Here is a 21,324-nt window from a genome sequence, read left to right on the forward strand (position 1 = left end):
TGAAGTATGAGTAAAGAGACAAATAAAGTAGAAGAAAAAGAATATAGTAAAATCCAAATCTTTTTTTTGCTTGTTTTTATTCCGATTTTGTTTACAATCGCAATCTTGTTTGCTGTGTTAACCGTAGCTGGAGTAGATGTAACTACTAAAGTAATGGAAATAGTAAAATCTGAAGCTTTTACTGAAGAGACGGAAGAAAACCAAAAAAGAAGTGTGAAAGAACAGCAGCAGCAAGTTCAGTCTCTACAATCTGAGTTAAAGGATAAAGAGGAAGCTATCCAATCTTACGAAGAGCAAGTAGCGATGATGGGGCGTAAAAATGATGAACTTCAAATTGAAATCCGTGACTTACAAGAAGAACTTGATGATATGCAAGAGCAACGAGCAAATAAAGAAGTAGAAATGACAGATCTTATCTCTACATATGAAGAGATGACACCGAAACGAGCAGCATTAATTGTAGCAGAGTTAGACGAAGAACAAGCCATGCTTCTACTTAGTCATTTAAAGAGTAAAACAAGGTCATCTATATTAGAAAAAATGCCGCCAGAAATAGCTGCTAAGTACACTAACTTATTAGTACAAAGCTCAGAAGACTCGCAATAATGGAGGAAGTTGTGGTGAATGTAAGTATATTACCAACCAATCAAAGGATACAGGAAACTTCTGATACGAGTAAGTCAGGTGAATCAAATACATCTTTTGGTGATTTGTTTCAGTTGCTATCGTCCTTAAACAAAACGGACATGGAGATGCTTAATGTCTTCAATCCAAAGCAAAAGCATCCTGAAGTGAATGAACTAATAGAATTGATTGAAAATCATCTGAACTTTAATAGCAATCTATCAATAGAAGAAACAAGCTTCCTTACAGAGGCTTCAGCAGAATTTAATTTAATAGAATTTGAAGAAAATGAGCGTGAATTACTACAAGCTTTAGAGGTCATGGAAATGATTATCACTACAATTCCTCTCTTAGAAAAGAATATACAGCCTGTAAACGATCAAATAACCAAATTACAAAGTTTAGTACAAGGCTTACATGCAAATCGAGTAGTGTTAAGTAGTGAATTATCCAAAAGTGACATATCTTCTTTATTAGAAGCTGCTAAAAACATTTTAACGATATTTCAAAAAGAAGTAGCAAGCAAAGAAGGACAAAAAGAAATGATGAATGTCCCTTTATTATTTGGAGATAAAAAACAAGTTGAACCAAGCTTAGGAAACCCTTTATTTACGAGAAGTGAAATACCAAAAGGGCAACAGGTAGCTTTACACCTACATTCTTTTTCAAATCGACAAGAGATCGAAGCACCTTCGTTTGTAAATGGTGAGATGGCAAAAACACAACAATTAGTCTTACATTTAAATCAAACCTCAAACGAGACAGAGCTAGATTCAGCTCAACTAATGAAACAAATGCAACGACTGTTATCGAAAGCTTCTTTCATACAAAATGATCAACAATCACGATTGTTAATTAAGTTATTTCCAGAGCACTTAGGTTCATTGCAAATAGAATTAATTAAACAAGGCAATCAATTCACTGCTCGTATGGTTGCTTCAACAGCTCAAGCAAAAGAGCTATTAGATGGGCAAATTCAAGCATTAAAGCAAGCGTTTGTTAATCAGCAAATTCAAATTGATAAAATTGACATTCAACAACAACCTCATCTGTTTGAACGAGCCATGATAAATGATGGAAAAGGACAAAGAGAGAATGAAAAGCAACCTTCTCACCAGCAGGAACCTGAAGAGGCAGAAGTGAAAGAAGAAGCTGAATTTAAGGATGCATTGGCGGATGTGCTAATAAATTACAACATTTAGGTGGGAGCATATGTCAAATACTATTGATTCTAATCTGTTTTTGAAAAACTACCAACAACCTGCTCGAAAGACTGGTACGGATGTGCTTGGTAAGGATGACTTTTTGAAGATTTTAATGACGCAATTGCAAAATCAAGATCCAATGAATCCGCTAGAAGATAAAGATTTCATTGCTCAGATGGCACAATTTTCAACACTTGAGCAAATGACAAATATGAGCCAGAATTTTGAAAAGATGGCCAATCAACAAAGTCAGTCAGCGCTTATTCAATATCAACAGTTCGTTGGAAAAGCTGTTACATGGCATAAAGTAATTGAGGAAGAAGATGGCACTGTAAACGTACAAGAGGGTAAAGGAACGGTTACGTCTATTCACTACAAAGGAGATAATGTATCATTCAAGCTTATGGATGGAACAGAGCTTGAGCCTGCTAATATTTCTAATGTATATGACTCATTTAGTGATCAGTATATGATTCAAGCAAGTGGTCTTATTAATAAAAAAGTAACATGGATTGATCATGAAGGTATTGAGCAAACAGCAGTTGTCAGCTCGGTCTTATTTAAAGATGGAGCAGCTACATTTAAGTTGAAAGATGAAAAGCAATCAACCATCACTTTGCAGCAAATCACTAAAATTAGTGAATAATAAAACCTTGATATGAGGAGGAGCAATTATGTTACGTTCAATGTACTCAGGAATTAGTGGAATGAAAAATTTTCAAACGAAGCTTGATGTAATCGGTAATAATATCTCAAACGTAAACACCTACGGCTTTAAAAAAGGAAGAACCATTTTCAAGGATTTAGTGAGTCAGCAAATCGCAGGAGCAAGTGCTCCAGGAGCTAACATTGGAGGAACAAACCCAAAACAAATAGGCTTAGGCTCACAGCTTGCTGCGGTCGATACGATTCATACGACAGGAAGCTTACAAACAACGGCAAGACCTCTTGATTTAGCCATTTCAGGAGATGGATTGTTTGTAGTCGGAACAGGTACAGGTACTCCAGCAACGGTAGAAGGGTACACGCGAGCAGGTAACTTCTATCTAGATCAACAAGGATATATGGTCAATGCAGATGGTTATTATGTACTAGGTGCAACCGGAACTGGAACACCAAGTGGCACTATAACTGATACTGCGAATTCAACCAATGTAAGTCGAATTCAAATCCCAACTAATGCAAAAAGCTTTAGTATAGGGGCAGATGGAAAAGTTACCTTTATTAATAATACAGGAACGTTGCAAACAGCAGGAACGATTGCGATTGCGAAGTTTGCGAACAATGATGGACTTAGTAAAAGTGGTAACAATTTGTTCAAAAACACAACTAACTCAGGAAATCCAGTGATGAATGCACCGAGCACTGGGGGAACAGGTACGATTGTTGCAGGAACGCTAGAGATGTCAAACGTTGATCTTTCAGAAGAGTTTACGGAAATGATTGTTGCTCAGCGTGGTTTTCAAGCAAATACGCGAATCATTACTACGTCTGATGAGATTTTACAGGAGTTAGTTAATCTAAAACGATAACTTAACAGATTAGGAGGGAGGAGATTCAGAGAGCTACTCTTTGAATCTCTGCTAACCTATGGTAATTTTAACAAGATTAAATGGAAAAACGTTTACCTTAAATGCACTATACATAGAGCAAGTTGAAGCTTTTCCTGATACTACAATTACACTAACGAATGGTAAGAAGCTCGTTGTAAAAGAAACGATTAGTGAGGTTGAGAAACACGTTGTAGCCTTTTACCGTAAAATTAATGTGTTAGGTTTACAGCAAGATATGGAGGTATAGCACATTGTTTAAAAATAAGCTAGTAAATATGATGTTTATTATCTTGCTAGTATTAACGTTAGTTGGTGCAGTTGCAGTCGTTGTTATTATGAAATCGAAAGATGAGCCAGTTCAGACAGAACCATCCATTGATGAAGTACTTGAATCATCAGTCGATATTAATGATGTCACAACAAATTTAGTTAGTAATCATTTTGTGCGAATTTCGTTTAAAATTCAAACCAATAACAAAAAGGCTGCAGAAGAGTTACAAAAGCGTGAATTTCAAGCTAAAGATATTATTATCAAAGAGCTTTCTGATATGAAGGCAGAAGATTTTGAAGGAAAAGAAGGGCTAAAAAAGTTAGAAACAAACTTAAAAGCTCAACTTAATCAATTAATGCAAGAAGGAAAGGTTATTAAAATTTATACAACATCTAAAGTACTTCAGTAAAGCAAATGTGCTGGTTGTAGGAGGTGAAACATTTGGCTGATGATGTTTTGTCACAGAATGAAATAGATGCGTTGCTATCAGCATTATCTACCGGAGAAATGGATGCAGAGGAACTGAAGATTGAAGAAAATAAGAAACGTGTAAAAACGTATGATTTCAAGCGAGCGTTACGATTTTCAAAAGATCAAATTCGAAGCTTGACAAGGTTACATGAAAACTATGCACGCTTATTAACAACTTTATTCTCGGCAAAACTTCGCACGGTAGTTCAATTAAATGTTGCTTCTGTGGATCAAATTCCATATGAAGAATTTATTCGGTCTGTGCCTAAAATGACTTTGTTGAATGTCATCGAAGTTCCTCCACTTGAAGGAAGAGTGATCATGGAGGTAAATCCTAATGTTGCGTATGCAATGCTAGATCGATTACTTGGTGGTAAGGGTGAAGGAATTAATAAGATTGAAAACTTAACAGAGATTGAAACGAAGCTGTTGCAAAATATTTTTTATTATACGTTAGAAAGTATGCAAGAGGCCTGGAGTAGCCTTACGCAAATTGATCCTATACTCGCTGATTTTGAAGTGAATACACAGTTCTTACAAATGATTGCTCCAAATGAAACAGTGGTTGTTATTTCTTTAAATACACAAATTGGTGAAGCAACAGGAATGATCAATATTTGTATACCACATGTTACGCTTGAACCAATTTTACCTAAGCTATCTGTTCATTATTGGATGCAGTCAACAAAAAAAGCACCAAATGAAAATGAGATAAAACAGTTAAAAAAACGAATTCATGTTGCGGAAGTTCCAGTAATAGCTGAACTTGGTACGACGAATATTTCTATTCAAGATTTCTTAGCGCTAGATATTGGAGATGTTATTCGATTAGATCAAGAGATTAATGAACCTCTTATTGTAAAAGTAGGGGAGTTACCAAAGTTCTTGGCTCAGCCAGGAAAATCTAAAAAGAAACTAGCCGTGCAAATACTTGATGAATTCAAAAGGGGGGAACAGGACGATGAATGGTGATATGTTGTCTCAAGAAGAGATTGATGCCCTATTAAAAGGGGCAAGTCTAGATGATGACCTTGATAATCAGCAGCAAACAAAAAAGCTAGTCATTGATGATTATTTTTCAGAAATGGAAAAAGATACAATTGGTGAAATTGGGAACATTTCATTTGGAAGCTCAGCTACAGCACTTTCTTTGTTATTAAATCAAAAAGTCGATATTACAACACCAGATATTTCTGTTGTACAAAAAAGTGAATTAGAAGCAGAGTTTCCAAATCCATATGTTGCAGTAGAAGTGCAATATACAGTCGGTATCTCCGGTACAAACTTACTTGTTATTAAACAAAGTGATGCTGCTATTATTGCTGACTTAATGCTTGGAGGTAATGGAATTAATCCTCCTGAGATGATGAATGAAATTCAATTAAGTGCTGTTCAAGAAGCAATGAATCAAATGATGGGGTCGGCAGCTACTTCAATGTCAACAATCTTTAATAAAAAAGTAGATATCTCACCACCGAATCTAGATATCTTAGACATTATTCAATATGAAGGAACTGATTTACTACCGGATGACGATATACTCATCAAAGTGTCGTTTAAGTTAAAAGTTGGTGATTTAATCGACTCAAATATTATGCAATTACTATCACTACCATTTGCTCGTAGTTTAGTAAGTGAATTATTACCGAGTGATTCAAGTAATGGAGCGGATATATCTGAGCCAACTTACACATCACCACCTGTAAAAGAAGAAAGCATAGCTCAGTCTGAAATGCCAAAGGCTAACGAATCTGTTTCAATGGCCAAGTATGAAGAACCATCATATGCGCAATCAAAACCTCAGCAACCGGCTGCAAAGGCACCGAAACCTCAACCTGTTAATGTACAGCCTGCAGCCTTTTCGAGTTTTGACTCTGCAAACGTACCAGAGCCTGAAACACGTAATCTAGACATGTTACTTGATATACCATTACAAGTAACTGTTGAACTCGGTCGTACAAGACGAACAGTGAAAGATATTTTAGAGTTATCTTCTGGTTCTATTGTTGAATTAGATAAATTAGCGGGTGAACCTGTAGATATTTTAATTAACAATAAGCTTATTGCAAAAGGTGAAGTAGTGGTAATCGAAGAAAACTTTGGTGTGCGTGTAACAGATATTGTGAGTCAACGCGACCGAATAAATAAATTAAGCTAAGGAATTATAGGGGGAAATTAATTATGTCAAAAAGAATTTTAATCGTAGATGATGCAGCATTTATGCGTATGATGATCAAAGATATTTTATCTAAAAATGGATATGAAGTAGTAGCTGAAGCAGCCGATGGAGCGCAGGCTATTGAATTATACAAAGAACATAAGCCAGATTTAGTTACAATGGATATTACAATGCCAGAAATGGATGGAATTACAGCATTAAAAGAAATCAAAAAGATTAATGGTGATGCAAAAGTTATTATGTGTTCAGCAATGGGACAACAAGCAATGGTTATCGACGCAATCCAAGCTGGAGCAAAAGATTTTATTGTTAAACCATTTCAAGCTGATCGCGTGCTAGAAGCAATTTCAAAATCAATCGGTTAATCATGACTGAAGGAATAGAATAAGAGGGTGAGACTGCTTTGTTACAAAAAAGTCTATATGTTGTTCTTCTCATTTTTATGATTCTTGCTCCGTCTTTTTCCGTTTACGCGGAGCAAGGTCAGCCCTCTGTAACAGAGTGTATGGAGAATCCAACGAAATGCAAAGATACCAATGTTCCAAATGAAAATGGAGAGTCAGTAAAAAATGAGTCCACAACAATCTCAAGTTGGGATTTCTTAAAGATGATTTTTGCTTTTTTATTTGTCATAGCCTTGCTGTTTGTGCTGTTAAAGTTTTTAAATAAGCGGACTCACTTGCTACAGTCAAATAAAATTGTCCAAAATCTTGGTGGTGCAAATTTAGGTAGTAATAAATCTGTACAAGTTGTTAAAGTAGGAGATCAAGTATTCGTATTAGGTGTAGGGGAAAATGTTCAACTCTTGTCACAGCTTTCAGGTGATGAAAAAGAAACGATTATGCAAAAATATGAGCAATCACAATCCAATCAAACTGAAATTCAAATGGCTCTTCCTCATATGATTGAAAAATGGAAAAGAAGAAAGCAGCCAATAAATGATAATACGAATTTTCAACAACTTTTTAAAAAGGAAATGAATGAAATGGCTGTGGCACGTAAAAAAGCGCTACATGAGTTAGAAAGGGATAAGCAGCAACATGAATGAAATGATTGAGATTTTTAATACGAGTAATCCTGAAAATGTGTCCACCTCTATTAAATTATTACTCTTATTAACGGTTTTATCGCTTGCTCCCGGTATTTTGATTTTGATGACGTGCTTTACAAGAATTGTCATTGTATTATCATTTGTTCGCACATCATTAGGGACACAGCAAATGCCACCTAATCAAGTCATCATTGGACTTGCATTGTTTTTAACGTTTTTTATTATGGCACCAACCTTTTCTGAAATAAATGAACAAGCGCTTCAACCATTATTTAATGAAGAAATTAGTTTAGAAGAAGCATACGGACAAGCTGCTTTGCCAATTAAAGAGTTTATGAGTAACCATACTCGCCAAAAAGATTTATCACTATTTCTAGGTTACGCACAAATAGACAAGCCAAGCTCAATAGAGGATATTCCTTTAACAGCTCTTGTTCCTGCTTTTGCAATAAGTGAAATTAAAACAGCATTTCAAATCGGTTTTATGATTTTTATTCCATTCTTAGTCATTGACATGATTGTGGCCAGTGTACTGATGTCGATGGGGATGATGATGCTCCCACCAGTCATGATTTCATTGCCTTTTAAGATATTATTGTTTGTATTAGTAGATGGATGGAATCTAGTCATTAAGTCGTTACTACTAAGTTTTTAATAGGTGAGGGATTATGGATTCACAATTTATTATTTCGTTAGCGGAAAAAGGGATTTATACAGTATTAATTGTTTGTGGGCCATTACTCTTATTGGCGCTTGTTGTGGGATTAGCTGTTAGTATTTTTCAAGCTACAACACAAATTCAAGAGCAAACGCTCGCTTTTATTCCTAAAATTGTAGCAGTACTAGTAGGGATTGTTTTCTTTGGACCATGGATGTTATCAAGAATGATGGCTTTTACGTATGAAATTTTTGCAAACTTGCACAACTATGTGGGGTAGATGATGGAACAATTGTTACTCGCTTATCCAACTTTTTTGCTAACGTTTGTTCGAATGACATCCTTTGTTTTAACCGTCCCTCTTTTTTCTTATCGCACAATACCTGCAACACATAAAATCGGTTTAGCTGCTGCGTTATCAATTTTAGCGGTGTCAACGTTTGAAACGCCTAACCTTGTTTTAGATGGATCATTCGTATTGTTAGTACTAAAAGAATGTATGGTTGGACTTATGATTGGACTAACTGCGTACATGATTATTATGGCTATTCAGGTAGCAGGTGGATTAATTGACTTTCAAATGGGATTTGCAATAGCAAATGTTATTGATCCTCAAACAGGAGCGCAAAGTCCATTGCTAGGACAGTATTTATATGTGATTGCACTTTTGGTTTTATTAGCAACGAACGGTCATCATCTGTTAATAGAAGGAATCTATTATAGTTATCAAGTAGTGGCCATTAATGAATTGTTTTTTCCTGTTGGAAGTGAAGCGTTTGTTAAGCAGGCAATCAAAACGTTTGCAACCATGTTTTTAATTGCCGTACAAATGTCATTGCCTATTGTTGGCTCTTTATTACTTGTAGATGTAGCGTTAGGAATTGTAGCAAGAACGGTGCCTCAGTTAAATATTTTTGTTGTAGGTTTTCCGCTTAAGATTTTAGTGACATTTGCACTGTTAATTGTTGTAATGGCAAGCTTCATTTATGTGATGCAAGGAATTTTCGAGGAAATGTTAGAAGCAATGCGCAATATCATTGCAATTTTAGGAGGAATGTAGTGATGTTGCTTGTTCGCTTAGATTTGCAATATTTTGCAGGTGAAAAAACAGAAAAGGCCACACCTAAAAAGCGTCAAGATTCTCGAAAAAAAGGACAAGTAGCTAAAAGTCAAGATGTCAGTACAGCGATTGTACTGTTAATTGTTTTCTTATATTTATGGTTTGGAGGAAGCTTTGCGTTAAAGCAAATTACTTTAATGATGAAGCACACCTTTCAGTCCTATTTACTAGTAGATGTAACAGAAAACAATGTATTTATGGTTTTGTTCGAACTGTTACCAAAGATGGTAACTGCAATTGGACCTATTATGTTAGTTGCGCTAATAGGTGCAATTGCAGCTAACTATATGCAAATCGGATTTTTGTTTTCAACAGAAGCCATTCAGCCGAAGTTAGAGAAAATTAATCCAATATCAGGAGCAAAACGTATCTTTTCTATTCGCGCAATTGTTGAGTTATTAAAATCTAGTTTAAAAATTATATGCATTGGTGTCGTAACGTTTGCAATTCTTTGGCTAAATCTTGATGAAGTCTTATTGCTATCTCAAACAAGTTTAGGAGAAGGATTATCTTTGTTAGCGAAGCTGATTTTTCAGATGGGTCTTGCCGGAGCTCTTGTTCTCCTATTTTTGTCTACGCTTGATTATATGTACCAAAAATACGATTTCGAAAAGAATATCCGTATGTCAAAGCAAGATATAAAAGATGAACATAAAAACATTGAAGGAGATCCGCTGATTAAATCTAAAATTAAGCAAAAACAAAGAGAAATGGCTATGTCGAGAATGATGCAAGAGGTTCCGAAAGCAGATGTCGTTATTACTAACCCAACTCATTATGCCATTGCTTTAAAATATGATGAGAGCAAAATGGACGCACCATATGTAGTAGCTAGTGGGGTAGACTATATTGCCCAGAAAATAAAGGCAGTTGCCTCTAATCACGATGTTACCATGATTGAAAATCGCCCATTAGCTAGAGCACTTTATAATCAAACAAAAGTCGGAGATGCTGTCCCCGAAGAATTCTTTAAAGCAATTGCTGAAATTTTAGCTTACGTATATAAATTGAAAAACAAACGATAGATGTTATCTTAACGGGTTTTTATAAGGAGAGAATGATTCATGTCTGCAAGAGATCTACCAGTCATTGTTGGGGTTGTACTTATTATTGTGATGCTTGTTATACCACTGCCTTCATGGCTTTTAAGTTTGTTGATTATGCTGAATATTTCTCTTGCTCTTCTAGTTTTACTTGTGTCTATGAACATGAAAGAACCATTAGAGTTATCAGTATTTCCATCATTATTGTTAATTTTAACCTTGTATCGTCTAGGATTAAATGTTTCCACCACTCGCTCCATCTTAGGTGAGGCAGAAGCGGGGACAGTTGTTGAGACATTTGGAAGCTTTGTAATCGGTGGAAACCCTCTCGTTGGTTTTGTTGTGTTTGTTATTTTAGTCATCATTCAATTTCTTGTCATTACGAAAGGTGCAGAGCGTGTATCAGAAGTAGCGGCACGATTTACATTAGATGCGATGCCAGGAAAGCAAATGAGTATCGATGCGGACCTGAACGCAGGTATGATTTCAGAGCATCAAGCTATTGAGCGTCGTGAGAAGATTCAACGTGAAGCGGATTTTTACGGGGCAATGGATGGAGCAAGTAAATTTGTTAAAGGTGATGCCATTGCTGGTATTGTGATCACATTAATTAACGTTTTATTTGGAATCATTATCGGGATGATGCAGATGGGAATGAGCATTAGTGAAGCCTCTCAAACATTTACCTTGTTAACGGTTGGGGATGGACTTGTTAGCCAAATTCCTGCATTAATGATTTCGACTGCGACAGGTATTATTGTCACTAGAGCTGCTTCGACAGGTAATTTGAGTCAAGATATTACAAAGCAATTATTTGCTTTTCCAGCTATGCTGTATGTTACAGCTATAACGGTTGCGATGTTAGGCTTAATGACACCAATGAATGACATCATTACGATGCCAATTGCTATTATATTAGCTTTTGGAGGTTATTACTTATCAAAAGCTCAGCATGACAATGTTCAGAAAGAAATGGCTGTTTCAGAAGAAGAAGTTCAAGTAGATGAGATGAAAAGTCCAGAAAGTGTAGTTAATCTATTAAGTGTTGATCCAATTGAATTTGAATTCGGATATGGATTAATTCCTCTAGCAGATACAAATCAAGGCGGAGACTTATTAGATCGTATTGTAATGATTAGAAGACAATTAGCATTAGAGTTAGGACTTGTTATTCCTGTCGTTCGAATAAGAGATAACATTCAGCTTCAGCCAAATGAGTATCGACTAAAAGTAAAGGGAAATGAAATGGCAAGAGGCGAAATTTTATTAGATCATTATTTAGCGATCAGCCCTGGGGTAGAAGATGATTCTATTGAAGGGATTGATACAATGGAGCCAGCATTTGGCATGCCTGCTAAATGGATTACCGATACGATGAAAGAACAAGCTGAGATGTTTGGATATACGGTTGTCGATCCACCATCTGTTGTTTCCACTCATATTACTGAAATTATAAAAAGTCATGCTCACGAATTATTAGGACGTCAAGAGACAAAGCAATTAATTGATCATTTAAAAGAGTCTTATCCAATCTTAGTAGAAGAAGTTACGCCTAGTCCTCTTCAAGTTGGAGAGGTACAAAGAGTGTTATCTAAACTACTAAAAGAACAAGTGTCAATTCGTAATTTACCTGTCATCTTTGAAGTGTTGGCAGACTATGGGAAGATGACATCTGATACAGATTTACTTGCTGAGTACGTAAGACAAGGATTGGCAAGACAAATCACAAATCAATATGCAACTGAAGGAGACTCATTGAAGGTTATCACCTTATCTGGAAGGGTAGAGAAGGTATTAGCAGAGGGCGTTCAACAGACGGAACATGGTAACTATATGTCGCTTGATCCGATGATTTCACAAACAATTGTAGAAAACATTGCTCAACAAATTGAACAATCATCTATGCAAGAGCAGTCTCCTGTTCTGTTATGTTCACCAGCAGTAAGGATGTATGTGCGACAACTAATTGAAAGGTACTTACCTCAAGTCCCAGTTTTGTCATACAATGAATTAGAATCAAATGTTGAAGTTCAAAGTGTAGGGTTGGTGAATATTGACTAATGAAAGTAAAAAAATATGTGGCGCATACGATGCCAGAAGCGATGAAAATGATTCGTGCTGAATTAGGCGACAATGCTGTGATATTGAATTCAAAAGCAATACAAACCGGTGGATTTTTAGGGTTATTCACAAAAAAAAAAATTGAAGTGATTGCAGCAATTGATGTAGTTGAGAAACCCAAACCTAAAAAGCAAAAGATAAAAATAGAAGAGCCGATAGTTGAAGGAGAGAAGTCAGGAGTTCGACATGAAGAATTAGATAAGCAAATCAAAGAACTAAAAGCGTTAGTCACTGATTTAACATCTACAGAGCTAAGAAGCGTAGAGCACTATCCACAGGAGGTCAAATCTGTATTAGCGCAACTAACTAGGCAAGAAGTCGATAATGGGTTACTTGAAGAACTTACTCCTGAATTACTTAAATATTATTATACAAAGGAACATGAATCTGATTTTGCGTTAAAGGCTTGGGTAAAGCAGTGGTTGGTAAGGAAGCTAGAAGATTATCAAGCTGAAGGGATTATATTTGAAAAAAAATATATAAATGTAGTAGGTCCAACTGGTGTAGGTAAAACAACAACCTTAGCAAAGCTAGCTGCGAAATGCGTCATTGAACATAAAAAAAGTGTTGCTTTTATTACAACAGATACGTATCGAATCGCAGCAATTGATCAATTAAAAACATATGCCAATATTTTAAATGCTCCAATTGAAGTTTGTTATAACAGCGAGGACGTTCAACGAGCAATGCAATCTTTTGCTAGCTACGATACGGTCTTTATTGATACAGCAGGTCGTAATTTCCGTGAAAGGAAATACGTAAAAGATTTACAAGAAATGATTTCATTTGACGATCAGATACAAACTTTTTTAGTTCTAGCAATGACGGCAAAGTTGACCGATATGCAAGCGATTTATAAACAGTTTTCTATGATTCCAATTGATTCATTTATCTTTACAAAAGTAGATGAAACAGAAACGTATGGAAATGCAATTAACATGATGTTGGCCTGCCAAAAGGGTGTTAGTTATATTACATATGGTCAAAACGTACCGGATGATTTAGCTAAAGCAGATATAAACAAGATAACAAATGATGTAATCGGAGAGAATTAGCATGAAAGATCAAGCTGAACTTCTACGTAAGCAAGTAAAAGAGATACAAAGCAAAAAAAAGGCAAGGGCCATCGCCGTACTGAGTGGAAAAGGGGGAGTGGGAAAATCGAACTTTTCGTTAAATTTCTCACTCTCGTTAGTTGAAAAAGGATACAATGTGCTACTATTTGATATGGATATAGGTATGGGTAATATTGACATTTTAATGGGGACATCTTCGAGAAGGACCATTGTGGATTTATTTGAAGGTGAACAATCCATTGAAGATATTATATGTACAGGATCAGAGAATTTATCCTATATTGCTGGAGGAACTGGAATAGGCTCAGTCTTTGACTTTTCATTAGAAAAAATCGAGTTTTTAATTGATCAACTAAGTAACATTGCAGATAACTATGATTATCTGATTTTTGATATGGGAGCTGGAATGACAGAAGGAGCCTTGAATTTCTTGCAATCAGTGGATGATATTGTTGTAATTTCTACGCCTGAACCAACATCTATTACAGATGCCTACGCAGCGATAAAATTTATGACATTACACGGCATTGAATCTTCTTTTTATATAACTGTGAACAGAGCATACACTGAAAAGGAAGGACTGTCTGTTTATACTCGATTAAATTCAGCTGTTACGAACTTTTTACAAAGAGAGACAATTTTATTTGGTATAATTCCAGATGACCGTGCTATTCAGAGGGCAGTTACAAAGCAAGTTCCCTTTCTGTTAGATAACCCAAAATCAGATGCGAGTAAATCTCTTACACTCATTGTACAGCGTTATCTTGTAAACAGTAGCGGTAACGTAAATCAAACAGATAAAGTTAGTTTTATAGCAAAGTTGAAAAAGTTCTTTCTTGAAGGGTAGGATTTATTTGGGCAAAGTAAAGGTGTTAGTTGTAGACGATTCAGCTTTTATGCGGAAGTTAATTAGTGATTTTTTAGAATCCGACGGTCGGTTTGAAGTCGTTAGTACAGCACGTAATGGTGAAGACGCACTTGAAAAAATGAAAATGTTTCATCCAGATGTTATTACGCTGGACGTTGAAATGCCTAGGATGAATGGATTAGAAATGCTACGACAACTTATGAAAGAAAAACCGACTCCTGTTGTAATGCTTTCAAGTACGACGTCTGAAGGGGCACAAAATACAGTATTAGCTATGGAGTATGGAGCTATTGACTTTTTAGCAAAACCATCAGGTGCTATTTCATTAGATTTATATAAAGTAAAAGAGACATTAATCGAAAAAGTATTACTTGCTAGTAAAGCAAACATGAAAGTTTTTAACGGAAAATATGTATCCTATGACTCAGACCTTAAGAAGGCTGTTTTTTCATACCGAAATAATAGTACAATAGAACTAAAAAATACGATTCAATCAGAGAAAGTAAAAACAAAGAAAAAAATTGTTTGCATTGGTACATCAACAGGTGGCCCTCGAGCTTTACAAGAAGTACTAACGGGATTGCCAGGAGAATTTGAGTCCCCGATTGTCATTGTTCAACATATGCCACCTGGGTTTACGAAGTCATTAGCTACTAGGCTTAATACACTATGTTCAATCCATGTAAAGGAAGCAGAACATGGTGAATTACTCATACCCGGTACAGCCTATATTGCACCCGGTGGACTTCATTTAACCGTAAAGAAAATAGGCTCGTCTGTAGCTGTAAATCTCGATGAACAAGCCGCTATTAAAGGTCATCGACCATCTGTTGATCGCATGTTTGAATCAGTAGGCTTACTCAAAGACTATGAAAAGATAGCCGTTATTTTAACTGGAATGGGATCAGATGGTACAGAAGGGTTAAAAAAATTAAAAAACTCAGGGAAAACAAAAGCAATAGCAGAATCTGAAGAGACATCTGTTGTATATGGCATGCCTAAATCAGCAGTCGCAACGAATTTAGTAGATTGTGTAGAGCCACTATACCAAATCTCAAGTGTAATCACAGAATACGTAAAGAAATAATAAGGGGTGTAATTGTTATGGAAATGGCTCAATATTTAGAGGTTTTTATTGAGGAAAGTAAAGAACACTTACAGAACATTAATGATCAATTGTTAGTTCTTGAAAAAGAGTCTAGTAATCTAGCTATTGTGAATGAAATCTTTCGTTCAGCACATACGCTAAAAGGCATGTCAGCTACAATGGGCTTTGATGATTTAGCCAATTTGACTCATATGATGGAAAATGTATTAGATGCAATACGTAATCAGAAAATTATCGTTACAACATCAGTATTAGATGTAGTATTCGATTCTATTGATGACTTAGAGGCAATGGTTCAATCAATTGCTAATGGTGGAGATGGCAAGCGTGATGTTACTGAAATTGTGGCTAGGTTAGAAAAAATTGAACATGGTGAAAGTGATAAAGAGCTGCCTAATGAAGAAGAAAAAGTAGAGCAACATTCACTAACTCTACAATATGATGATTTTGAACAAACCGTTATTGCACAATCGAAGGAACAGGGCTTTCATGTGTTCGAAGTGACCGTTCAGTTACAATCAAGTTGCTTGTTAAAAGCAGCTCGCGTTTATATGGTGTTTGAAGTGGTAGAACAGATTGGAGAAGTAATTAAATCTGTACCTGATGTTCAGCAACTTGAAGAAGAAAAATTTGACTACGAGTTTCGTATTACATTATTAACCAAAGTGGAACAAGAAGAAGTGAAACAACGTATTTTAAAAGTTTCAGAGGTTGCCGATGTTGAAATTCAAGAAGTTTCTCATGCGTTAAGCTCAGAGGTAGAAGAAACGCAAATAGAAGTCGTTGCAGAACCAACACTACCAACCGAGGTGAATAACAAGCAAGAAACTCAATCAACTCAACCAGTTCAACAAAAATCTCAAGCGGCTCAAAAAACAATACGTGTAAATATTGATCGTCTTGATAGCTTAATGAATTTGTTTGAAGAGCTTGTAATCGATAGAGGTCGTTTAGAGCAAATTTCAAAAGATCTAAATAATTCGGAGCTTCATGAAACAGTAGAAAGAATGTCACGAATCTCTAGTGATCTTCAAAATATTATTCTAAATATGCGCATGGTTCCAGTTGAAACTGTGTTTAATCGCTTTCCTCGTATGGTGCGTCAGCTTGCAAAAGATTTAGGGAAGAAAATCAATTTAGAAATCATCGGCGCGGAAACAGAACTTGATCGGACGGTTATTGATGAAATTGGTGACCCACTTGTTCATCTTCTTCGCAATTCAATCGATCATGGAGTAGAGATGCCAGAGATTCGAGAGCAAAACGGTAAGAAAGCAGAAGGAACGGTTCGATTAAAAGCCTATCATAGTGGAAATTATGTTTTCATTGACATTGAAGATGATGGTGCGGGTATTAATCGAGACAAAGTATTAAAGAAAGCTATTTCAAAAGGAATAATTACTGAACAGGCAGCTGCGAACTTAACAGATAAACAAGCAAGCGAATTAATTTTTGCATCTGGATTCTCAACTGCGGATAAAATTTCTGACGTTTCTGGTCGCGGAGTTGGACTAGATGTTGTAAAGAATACAATTGAATCATTAGGTGGAACGGTTTCAGTTGACTCCAAAGAAGGATACGGTTCAATTTTCTCTATTCAGCTTCCACTAACGCTATCGATTATTTCTGTATTACTAGTTGAAATGGCTAATGAAAAATATGCTTTACCTTTATCTTCTATTATTGAAACGGCCATTGTAAAGAAACAAGATATTTTACATGCTCATAGTCAAAAAGTAATTGATTTTCGTGGGAAAGTTGTTCCTCTTGTAAATTTAAAAGATGTATTTGAAGTACCTGGTGAGTCTACAGAAGAAGAGTTATACTCAGTTGTTATTGTTCGAAAAGGGGATAAAATGGCTGGATTAATTGTTGACTCTTTCATAGGTCAGCAAGAAGTAGTGTTAAAGTCTCTCGGTACATATTTAACAAATGTATTTGCTATATCAGGAGCAACCATTTTAGGTGATGGTCAAGTAGCCTTAATTATTGATTGCAACGCTCTGATTAAATAACACTTTTGTTATCGTTAAATAGAAAAGAAAGGGAGCAATAAAATGGAAACGAAAATTATTATCTTTCAATTACAAGATGAAGAGTATGGGATTCCTGTTAATCAAGTAAAGTCAATTGAAAAGTTACAGCATATTACTAGGGTTCCACGAACATTACCTTTTATAAAAGGAGTAATCAACTTAAGAGGAGTTGTTACCCCTATCGTTGATCTACGTAGTCGCTTTGGAATTCCGGTTGTGGAATATACGGACAATACAAGAATTATTATTGTTTCTTCAAATGATTTAGAGGTTGGTTTAATTGTTGATGCTGCTAATGATGTAATTGATATTAAGGAAAGTGAGATCGAGCCTCCTCCAGAAGTGGTAGATGGCGTTAGTGTTGATTACTTAAACGGCGTCATTAAAATTGATAAGAGATTACTCATTCTACTAAACTTACAAAAAGTATTGAGTATTCATCAACAAACTGAGACACAACAATGATGAGAAAAGATGAATCATTAAAATCCTCACATCGTGACGTCCTTAAGGAAATTGGTAACATTGGGGCAGCTCATTCTGCAACAGCTTTATCTAGCTTGCTAAAGATGCCTATTAATATGAATGTACCAGATGTAAAGGTTGCAACAATTAGTGAAGCGATTGATTTAATTGGCGGACCTGATCATGTGGTTGCAAGTGTGTTTTTACGAGTGGAAGGAGATGTTCCAAGCAGCTTGTTTTTCTTTTTACCTCTTGAAGAAGCGTATGATTTTTTACAAGCAATGGTGGCGAAAGATATTCAATCGATTGCACAGCTAAGATCATCAGAGTTAGCGTTGTCCGCTTTGAAAGAATTAGGGAATATTTTATCAGGCTCTTATATCTCGTCTTTGTCTGACTTTACCGGTTTGTCTTTGTATCCGTCTGTACCTAGCTTATGTGTTGATATGGTAGGCGCGGTACTTAGTAATGGGTTATTAGAAGTGTCTCAACAAAGTGATTCAGTTATTGTTATTGATACGGTTTTGACACGTACAGAACTACAAAAATCACTAGTAAAGGGCCATTTTCTATTGGTTCCTAATCATGAATCGTTAGCATCAATTTTTAAGGCACTTGGAGTGACTGATTATGATTCATGAAGTGAACGTGGTTAAAGTGGGTATAGCTGATTTAAATATAGTCAAAGCTCCAGACCTTATTCGAACAGCTGGATTAGGCTCATGTGTTGGTGTTATCATCTATGATTTGCAACACGGTATTGCAGGTTTAGCTCATATCATGCTACCGGATTCTTCATTAGCAAAGAATGGAGCATTCAATCAAGCAAAGTACGCAGACACAGCAGTTGACTTATTAATAAAAAAGCTCATGATGAACGGCGCTAACAAGTTTCAAATGAAGGCGAAACTTGCAGGCGGTGCTCAAATGTTTCAGTTTCATTCAACTAATGATCTAATGCGGATTGGGCCACGTAATGTAGAAGCAGTTGAATTACAGTTGAAGAAACAAAAAATTCCTATTGTTTCTCGAGATATAGGTGGGCAAAATGGAAGAACGATAGAGTTTAATCCTAAAACGGGAATGCTTACAATTCGGACAGTGAATCAAGGGACTTCACAAATCTAACAAATCAATATCATAAGCAATCAATCATAAAACAGATAAGTAATAACAAGCAGGCTCGTTTCTTTTGTTATAATAAAGCTATGACCTACCAACCATTATTAATGTTCAAAAGGGAGGGAATTTCGTGGGGCTCTCAACAAGTGAAGAACAACAGTATTGGGAACAGTGGATTCAATCACGAGATTCTCATGCTGGAAATATGTTAGTGAAAAAATATCTTCCTCTCGTTAACTATCATGTACAACGCATAGCAGTAAGCTTACCAAAAACAATAAACAAAGACGAGCTTAAAAGTTTAGGGCTTATGGGGTTATATGATGCTTTGGAGAAGTTTGATTATGAACGAGAATTAAAGTTTGATACATATGCCTCATTTAGAGTAAGAGGGGCTATTTTAGATGGTCTTCGTAAAGAAGATTGGCTTTCGCGTAGTGCTAGAGAAAAGTCAAAGAAGATTGATGCTGCCATTGAGCAACTTGAGCAGCGTTATTTACGAAATGTTACACCGAGTGAAATCGCAAAAGAAATAGGATTAACTGAAGAGGATGTTCTTCAGTCTATTAATGAAGGCTTTTTTGCGAATGTTTTATCAATTGAAGATCAGCCGCGAGAAACGGATGATTCTGATCATCAAACATATGCGATTAAAGATGAAAAAGCACTGTCTCCTGAAGAGCAAGTGGTAAAAAAAGAGACATTTAAAGAGTTAGTTGAAGTGATTCAAGGCTTAAGTGAAAAAGAGCAGCTTGTTTTGTCGTTGTTTTACAAAGAAGAACTAACATTCACAGAAATTGGGCATGTTTTAAGCTTATCGACTTCAAGGATTTCGCAAATTCATTCAAAAGCTATCTTCAAACTTCGCACGACGCTAAATAAAGTAATTTAATATAAAATCTAGAGGAAATCATATGACGACATTTTTAATAATCTTCAGCTTTCTTATACACGGTTTGTCTTTGCTTTGTATTGTACTGTTGTATATGCAGCTGTCTCGTGTTAAAGAGTTGGAGAAGAAGCAGCAACAAACCGTTTATGAAATGGAACAGATTATATTAGCATACGTAACAGAAATGAAAGAGCAGAACGAGGAATTCTTTCATCAATTGGGGCAGTCTCAAACGAAAGTCAATCAGCCGTCTCGTTCCTTCTATAAGAAATCAGAAGAACCAGCTACTGAATCACGCTTCGATGCGAAAAGTGAACCAACGGAAAGTTTATCGGAGTTACTTGATGAGACAGAACGGGAAGAAAAGCCCTATTTATCCTCATTAAACAAACAAGAAGAAGATGAAAGTGTGGATGAATTATCTCCAGAAGAGATAAAAAAAAGAGCGATTTTTTTAGAAAAAAAAGGTTTAACAATAGAAGAAATAGCTAAGAATCTACGTAGAGGTAAGACTGAAATTGAGTTAATATTACAATTTCGACAAGAAAATTGAAATTGTGCTTGCTAGTCACAAATGAGTATGCTATATTTGTTTTTGGTGTTAATACACACGCTTACTGGATTTAGTCGATGGTGCTACAATAAGTAGTCTTGACTAAAGATGAAATAAGCGGAGGAGAAAAAAACCATTTTAGGAGGAAACACAAATGTCAGTAATTTCAATGAAACAATTACTTGAAGCTGGTGTACATTTCGGTCACCAAACTCGCCGTTGGAACCCAAAAATGAAGAAATATATCTTCACTGAGCGTAACGGCATCTACATCATCGATCTTCAAAAAACAGTTAAAAAAGTAGAAGAAGCTTACAGCTTCGTAAAAGAGCTTGCTGCTGAAGGCGGTACAATGTTATTCGTAGGTACGAAGAAACAAGCTCAAGATTCTGTTAAAGAAGAAGCAGCTCGTGCTGGTATGTACTTCGTTAACCAACGTTGGTTAGGTGGTACTTTAACTAACTTCTCTACAATCCAAAAACGTATTAAGCGTTTAAAAGATATCGAGAAAATGCAAGAAGATGGTACATTTGATGTACTACCTAAAAAAGAAGTTGTTCAACTTAACAAAGAATTAGAGCGTCTTGAGAAGTTCTTAGGCGGTATTAAAGACATGAAGAAACTTCCTGATGCATTATTCATCATCGATCCTCGTAAAGAGCGCATTGCAGTAGCTGAAGCTAAAAAATTAAATATTCCAATCGTTGGTATCGTTGATACAAACTGTGATCCAGACGAAATTGATTATGTAATTCCTGCAAATGATGATGCAATTCGCGCTGTGAAACTTTTAACTTCTAAAATTGCTGATGCAATTCTTGAAGCTAAACAAGGTGAAGAAACAGTAGCAACTGAAACTACAACTGCTTAATTGAGCAAAAGGTGATAAGAGGGAATAAGCCTTTTAT

25 protein-coding genes are annotated in these 21,324 nt (G+C 35.8%); all 25 read left to right on the forward strand.

Annotated elements, in window-relative coordinates; all coding sequences use genetic code 11:
* Positions 1-6: 6 nt before the first annotated feature.
* The 25 genes from JOC83_RS03505 (at position 7) to rpsB (ending at position 21,287) form a co-directional block, all read left to right on the forward strand.
* On the forward strand, positions 7-606 hold the full coding sequence (locus tag JOC83_RS03505; RefSeq protein ID WP_205183808.1) for a MotE family protein: 600 nt from the start codon (positions 7-9) through the stop codon (positions 604-606).
* 14 nt (positions 607-620) lie between these two features.
* Positions 621-1,826, forward strand: coding sequence for a flagellar hook-length control protein FliK (locus JOC83_RS20250; protein WP_205183810.1), 1,206 nt, complete (start codon positions 621-623; stop codon positions 1,824-1,826).
* A 10-nt stretch (positions 1,827-1,836) separates the two neighbouring features.
* Positions 1,837-2,475, forward strand: coding sequence for a flagellar hook assembly protein FlgD (flgD, locus tag JOC83_RS03515; protein ID WP_205183814.1), 639 nt, complete (start codon positions 1,837-1,839; stop codon positions 2,473-2,475).
* Positions 2,476-2,503: 28 nt separating this feature from the next.
* Entirely contained in the window at positions 2,504-3,361 is an 858-nt protein-coding gene (flgG, locus tag JOC83_RS03520; RefSeq protein WP_205183818.1) for a flagellar basal body rod protein FlgG, read from the forward strand.
* A 58-nt stretch (positions 3,362-3,419) separates the two neighbouring features.
* Positions 3,420-3,629 (forward strand): flagellar FlbD family protein, encoded by a 210-nt coding sequence (locus JOC83_RS03525; protein ID WP_205183820.1) that lies wholly within the window; start codon positions 3,420-3,422, stop codon positions 3,627-3,629.
* 4 nt (positions 3,630-3,633) lie between these two features.
* A complete protein-coding gene (gene fliL, locus JOC83_RS03530) occupies positions 3,634-4,062 on the forward strand; it encodes a flagellar basal body-associated protein FliL (protein ID WP_205183823.1) in 429 nt (142 codons plus the stop codon).
* Positions 4,063-4,094: 32 nt separating this feature from the next.
* Entirely contained in the window at positions 4,095-5,096 is a 1,002-nt protein-coding gene (gene fliM, locus JOC83_RS03535; RefSeq protein ID WP_205183825.1) for a flagellar motor switch protein FliM, read from the forward strand.
* Positions 5,086-6,282: a flagellar motor switch phosphatase FliY gene (fliY, locus tag JOC83_RS03540; protein WP_239583282.1), complete on the forward strand. Its 1,197-nt coding sequence runs from the start codon at positions 5,086-5,088 to the stop codon at positions 6,280-6,282. Before fliM ends, fliY begins: the two co-directional genes overlap by 11 nt.
* Before the next feature lie 23 nt (positions 6,283-6,305).
* A complete protein-coding gene (locus tag JOC83_RS03545; RefSeq protein WP_205183829.1) occupies positions 6,306-6,668 on the forward strand; it encodes a response regulator in 363 nt (120 codons plus the stop codon).
* A gap of 38 nt (positions 6,669-6,706) precedes the next feature.
* Entirely contained in the window at positions 6,707-7,351 is a 645-nt protein-coding gene (locus JOC83_RS03550) for a flagellar biosynthetic protein FliO (RefSeq protein ID WP_205183831.1), read from the forward strand.
* A complete protein-coding gene (gene fliP / locus JOC83_RS03555; RefSeq protein WP_205183834.1) occupies positions 7,344-8,009 on the forward strand; it encodes a flagellar type III secretion system pore protein FliP in 666 nt (221 codons plus the stop codon). The genes JOC83_RS03550 and fliP overlap by 8 nt, the downstream gene beginning before the upstream one ends.
* A 13-nt stretch (positions 8,010-8,022) precedes the next feature.
* Positions 8,023-8,292 (forward strand): flagellar biosynthesis protein FliQ, encoded by a 270-nt coding sequence (gene fliQ / locus JOC83_RS03560; RefSeq protein WP_205183836.1) that lies wholly within the window; start codon positions 8,023-8,025, stop codon positions 8,290-8,292.
* A gap of 3 nt (positions 8,293-8,295) precedes the next feature.
* Entirely contained in the window at positions 8,296-9,072 is a 777-nt protein-coding gene (fliR, locus tag JOC83_RS03565; protein WP_205183838.1) for a flagellar biosynthetic protein FliR, read from the forward strand.
* Positions 9,073-9,074: 2 nt separating this feature from the next.
* Positions 9,075-10,157: a flagellar biosynthesis protein FlhB gene (flhB, locus tag JOC83_RS03570; protein ID WP_205183840.1), complete on the forward strand. Its 1,083-nt coding sequence runs from the start codon at positions 9,075-9,077 to the stop codon at positions 10,155-10,157.
* A 39-nt stretch (positions 10,158-10,196) separates the two neighbouring features.
* Positions 10,197-12,236, forward strand: a complete 2,040-nt coding sequence (gene flhA, locus JOC83_RS03575) for a flagellar biosynthesis protein FlhA (RefSeq protein WP_205183843.1) — start codon at positions 10,197-10,199, stop codon at positions 12,234-12,236.
* Complete coding sequence (gene flhF, locus JOC83_RS03580; protein ID WP_205183847.1) at positions 12,236-13,351, forward strand: flagellar biosynthesis GTPase FlhF; 1,116 nt, start codon at positions 12,236-12,238, stop codon at positions 13,349-13,351. Before flhA ends, flhF begins: the two co-directional genes overlap by 1 nt.
* A 1-nt stretch (position 13,352) precedes the next feature.
* Positions 13,353-14,219: a MinD/ParA family protein gene (locus JOC83_RS03585; protein ID WP_205183850.1), complete on the forward strand. Its 867-nt coding sequence runs from the start codon at positions 13,353-13,355 to the stop codon at positions 14,217-14,219.
* Positions 14,220-14,226: 7 nt separating this feature from the next.
* On the forward strand, positions 14,227-15,327 hold the full coding sequence (locus JOC83_RS03590; protein WP_205183852.1) for a protein-glutamate methylesterase/protein-glutamine glutaminase: 1,101 nt from the start codon (positions 14,227-14,229) through the stop codon (positions 15,325-15,327).
* Positions 15,328-15,344: 17 nt separating this feature from the next.
* Positions 15,345-17,363 carry a chemotaxis protein CheA gene (locus JOC83_RS03595; protein ID WP_205183855.1) on the forward strand — a complete coding sequence of 673 codons (2,019 nt, stop codon included), beginning with the start codon at positions 15,345-15,347 and terminating at the stop codon, positions 17,361-17,363.
* A gap of 42 nt (positions 17,364-17,405) precedes the next feature.
* Entirely contained in the window at positions 17,406-17,849 is a 444-nt protein-coding gene (locus JOC83_RS03600) for a chemotaxis protein CheW (RefSeq protein ID WP_205183857.1), read from the forward strand.
* Complete coding sequence (locus JOC83_RS03605; protein WP_338038862.1) at positions 17,846-18,490, forward strand: chemotaxis protein CheC; 645 nt, start codon at positions 17,846-17,848, stop codon at positions 18,488-18,490. The genes JOC83_RS03600 and JOC83_RS03605 overlap by 4 nt, the downstream gene beginning before the upstream one ends.
* Positions 18,480-18,977 carry a chemotaxis protein CheD gene (locus tag JOC83_RS03610; protein ID WP_205183859.1) on the forward strand — a complete coding sequence of 166 codons (498 nt, stop codon included), beginning with the start codon at positions 18,480-18,482 and terminating at the stop codon, positions 18,975-18,977. Before JOC83_RS03605 ends, JOC83_RS03610 begins: the two co-directional genes overlap by 11 nt.
* Positions 18,978-19,101: 124 nt before the next feature.
* The gene (locus tag JOC83_RS03615) at positions 19,102-19,863 is read left to right on the forward strand and encodes a FliA/WhiG family RNA polymerase sigma factor (protein ID WP_205183861.1); all 762 of its coding nucleotides are present in this window, start codon (positions 19,102-19,104) and stop codon (positions 19,861-19,863) included.
* Positions 19,864-19,885: 22 nt separating this feature from the next.
* Positions 19,886-20,416 carry a hypothetical protein gene (locus tag JOC83_RS03620; RefSeq protein WP_205183863.1) on the forward strand — a complete coding sequence of 177 codons (531 nt, stop codon included), beginning with the start codon at positions 19,886-19,888 and terminating at the stop codon, positions 20,414-20,416.
* A 154-nt stretch (positions 20,417-20,570) separates the two neighbouring features.
* Positions 20,571-21,287, forward strand: coding sequence for a 30S ribosomal protein S2 (gene rpsB, locus JOC83_RS03625; RefSeq protein WP_110112807.1), 717 nt, complete (start codon positions 20,571-20,573; stop codon positions 21,285-21,287).
* Positions 21,288-21,324 lie beyond the last annotated feature (37 nt).

The sequence above is a fragment of the Priestia iocasae genome, assembly GCF_016909075.1.
Classification (GTDB): domain Bacteria; phylum Bacillota; class Bacilli; order Bacillales; family Bacillaceae_H; genus Priestia; species Priestia iocasae.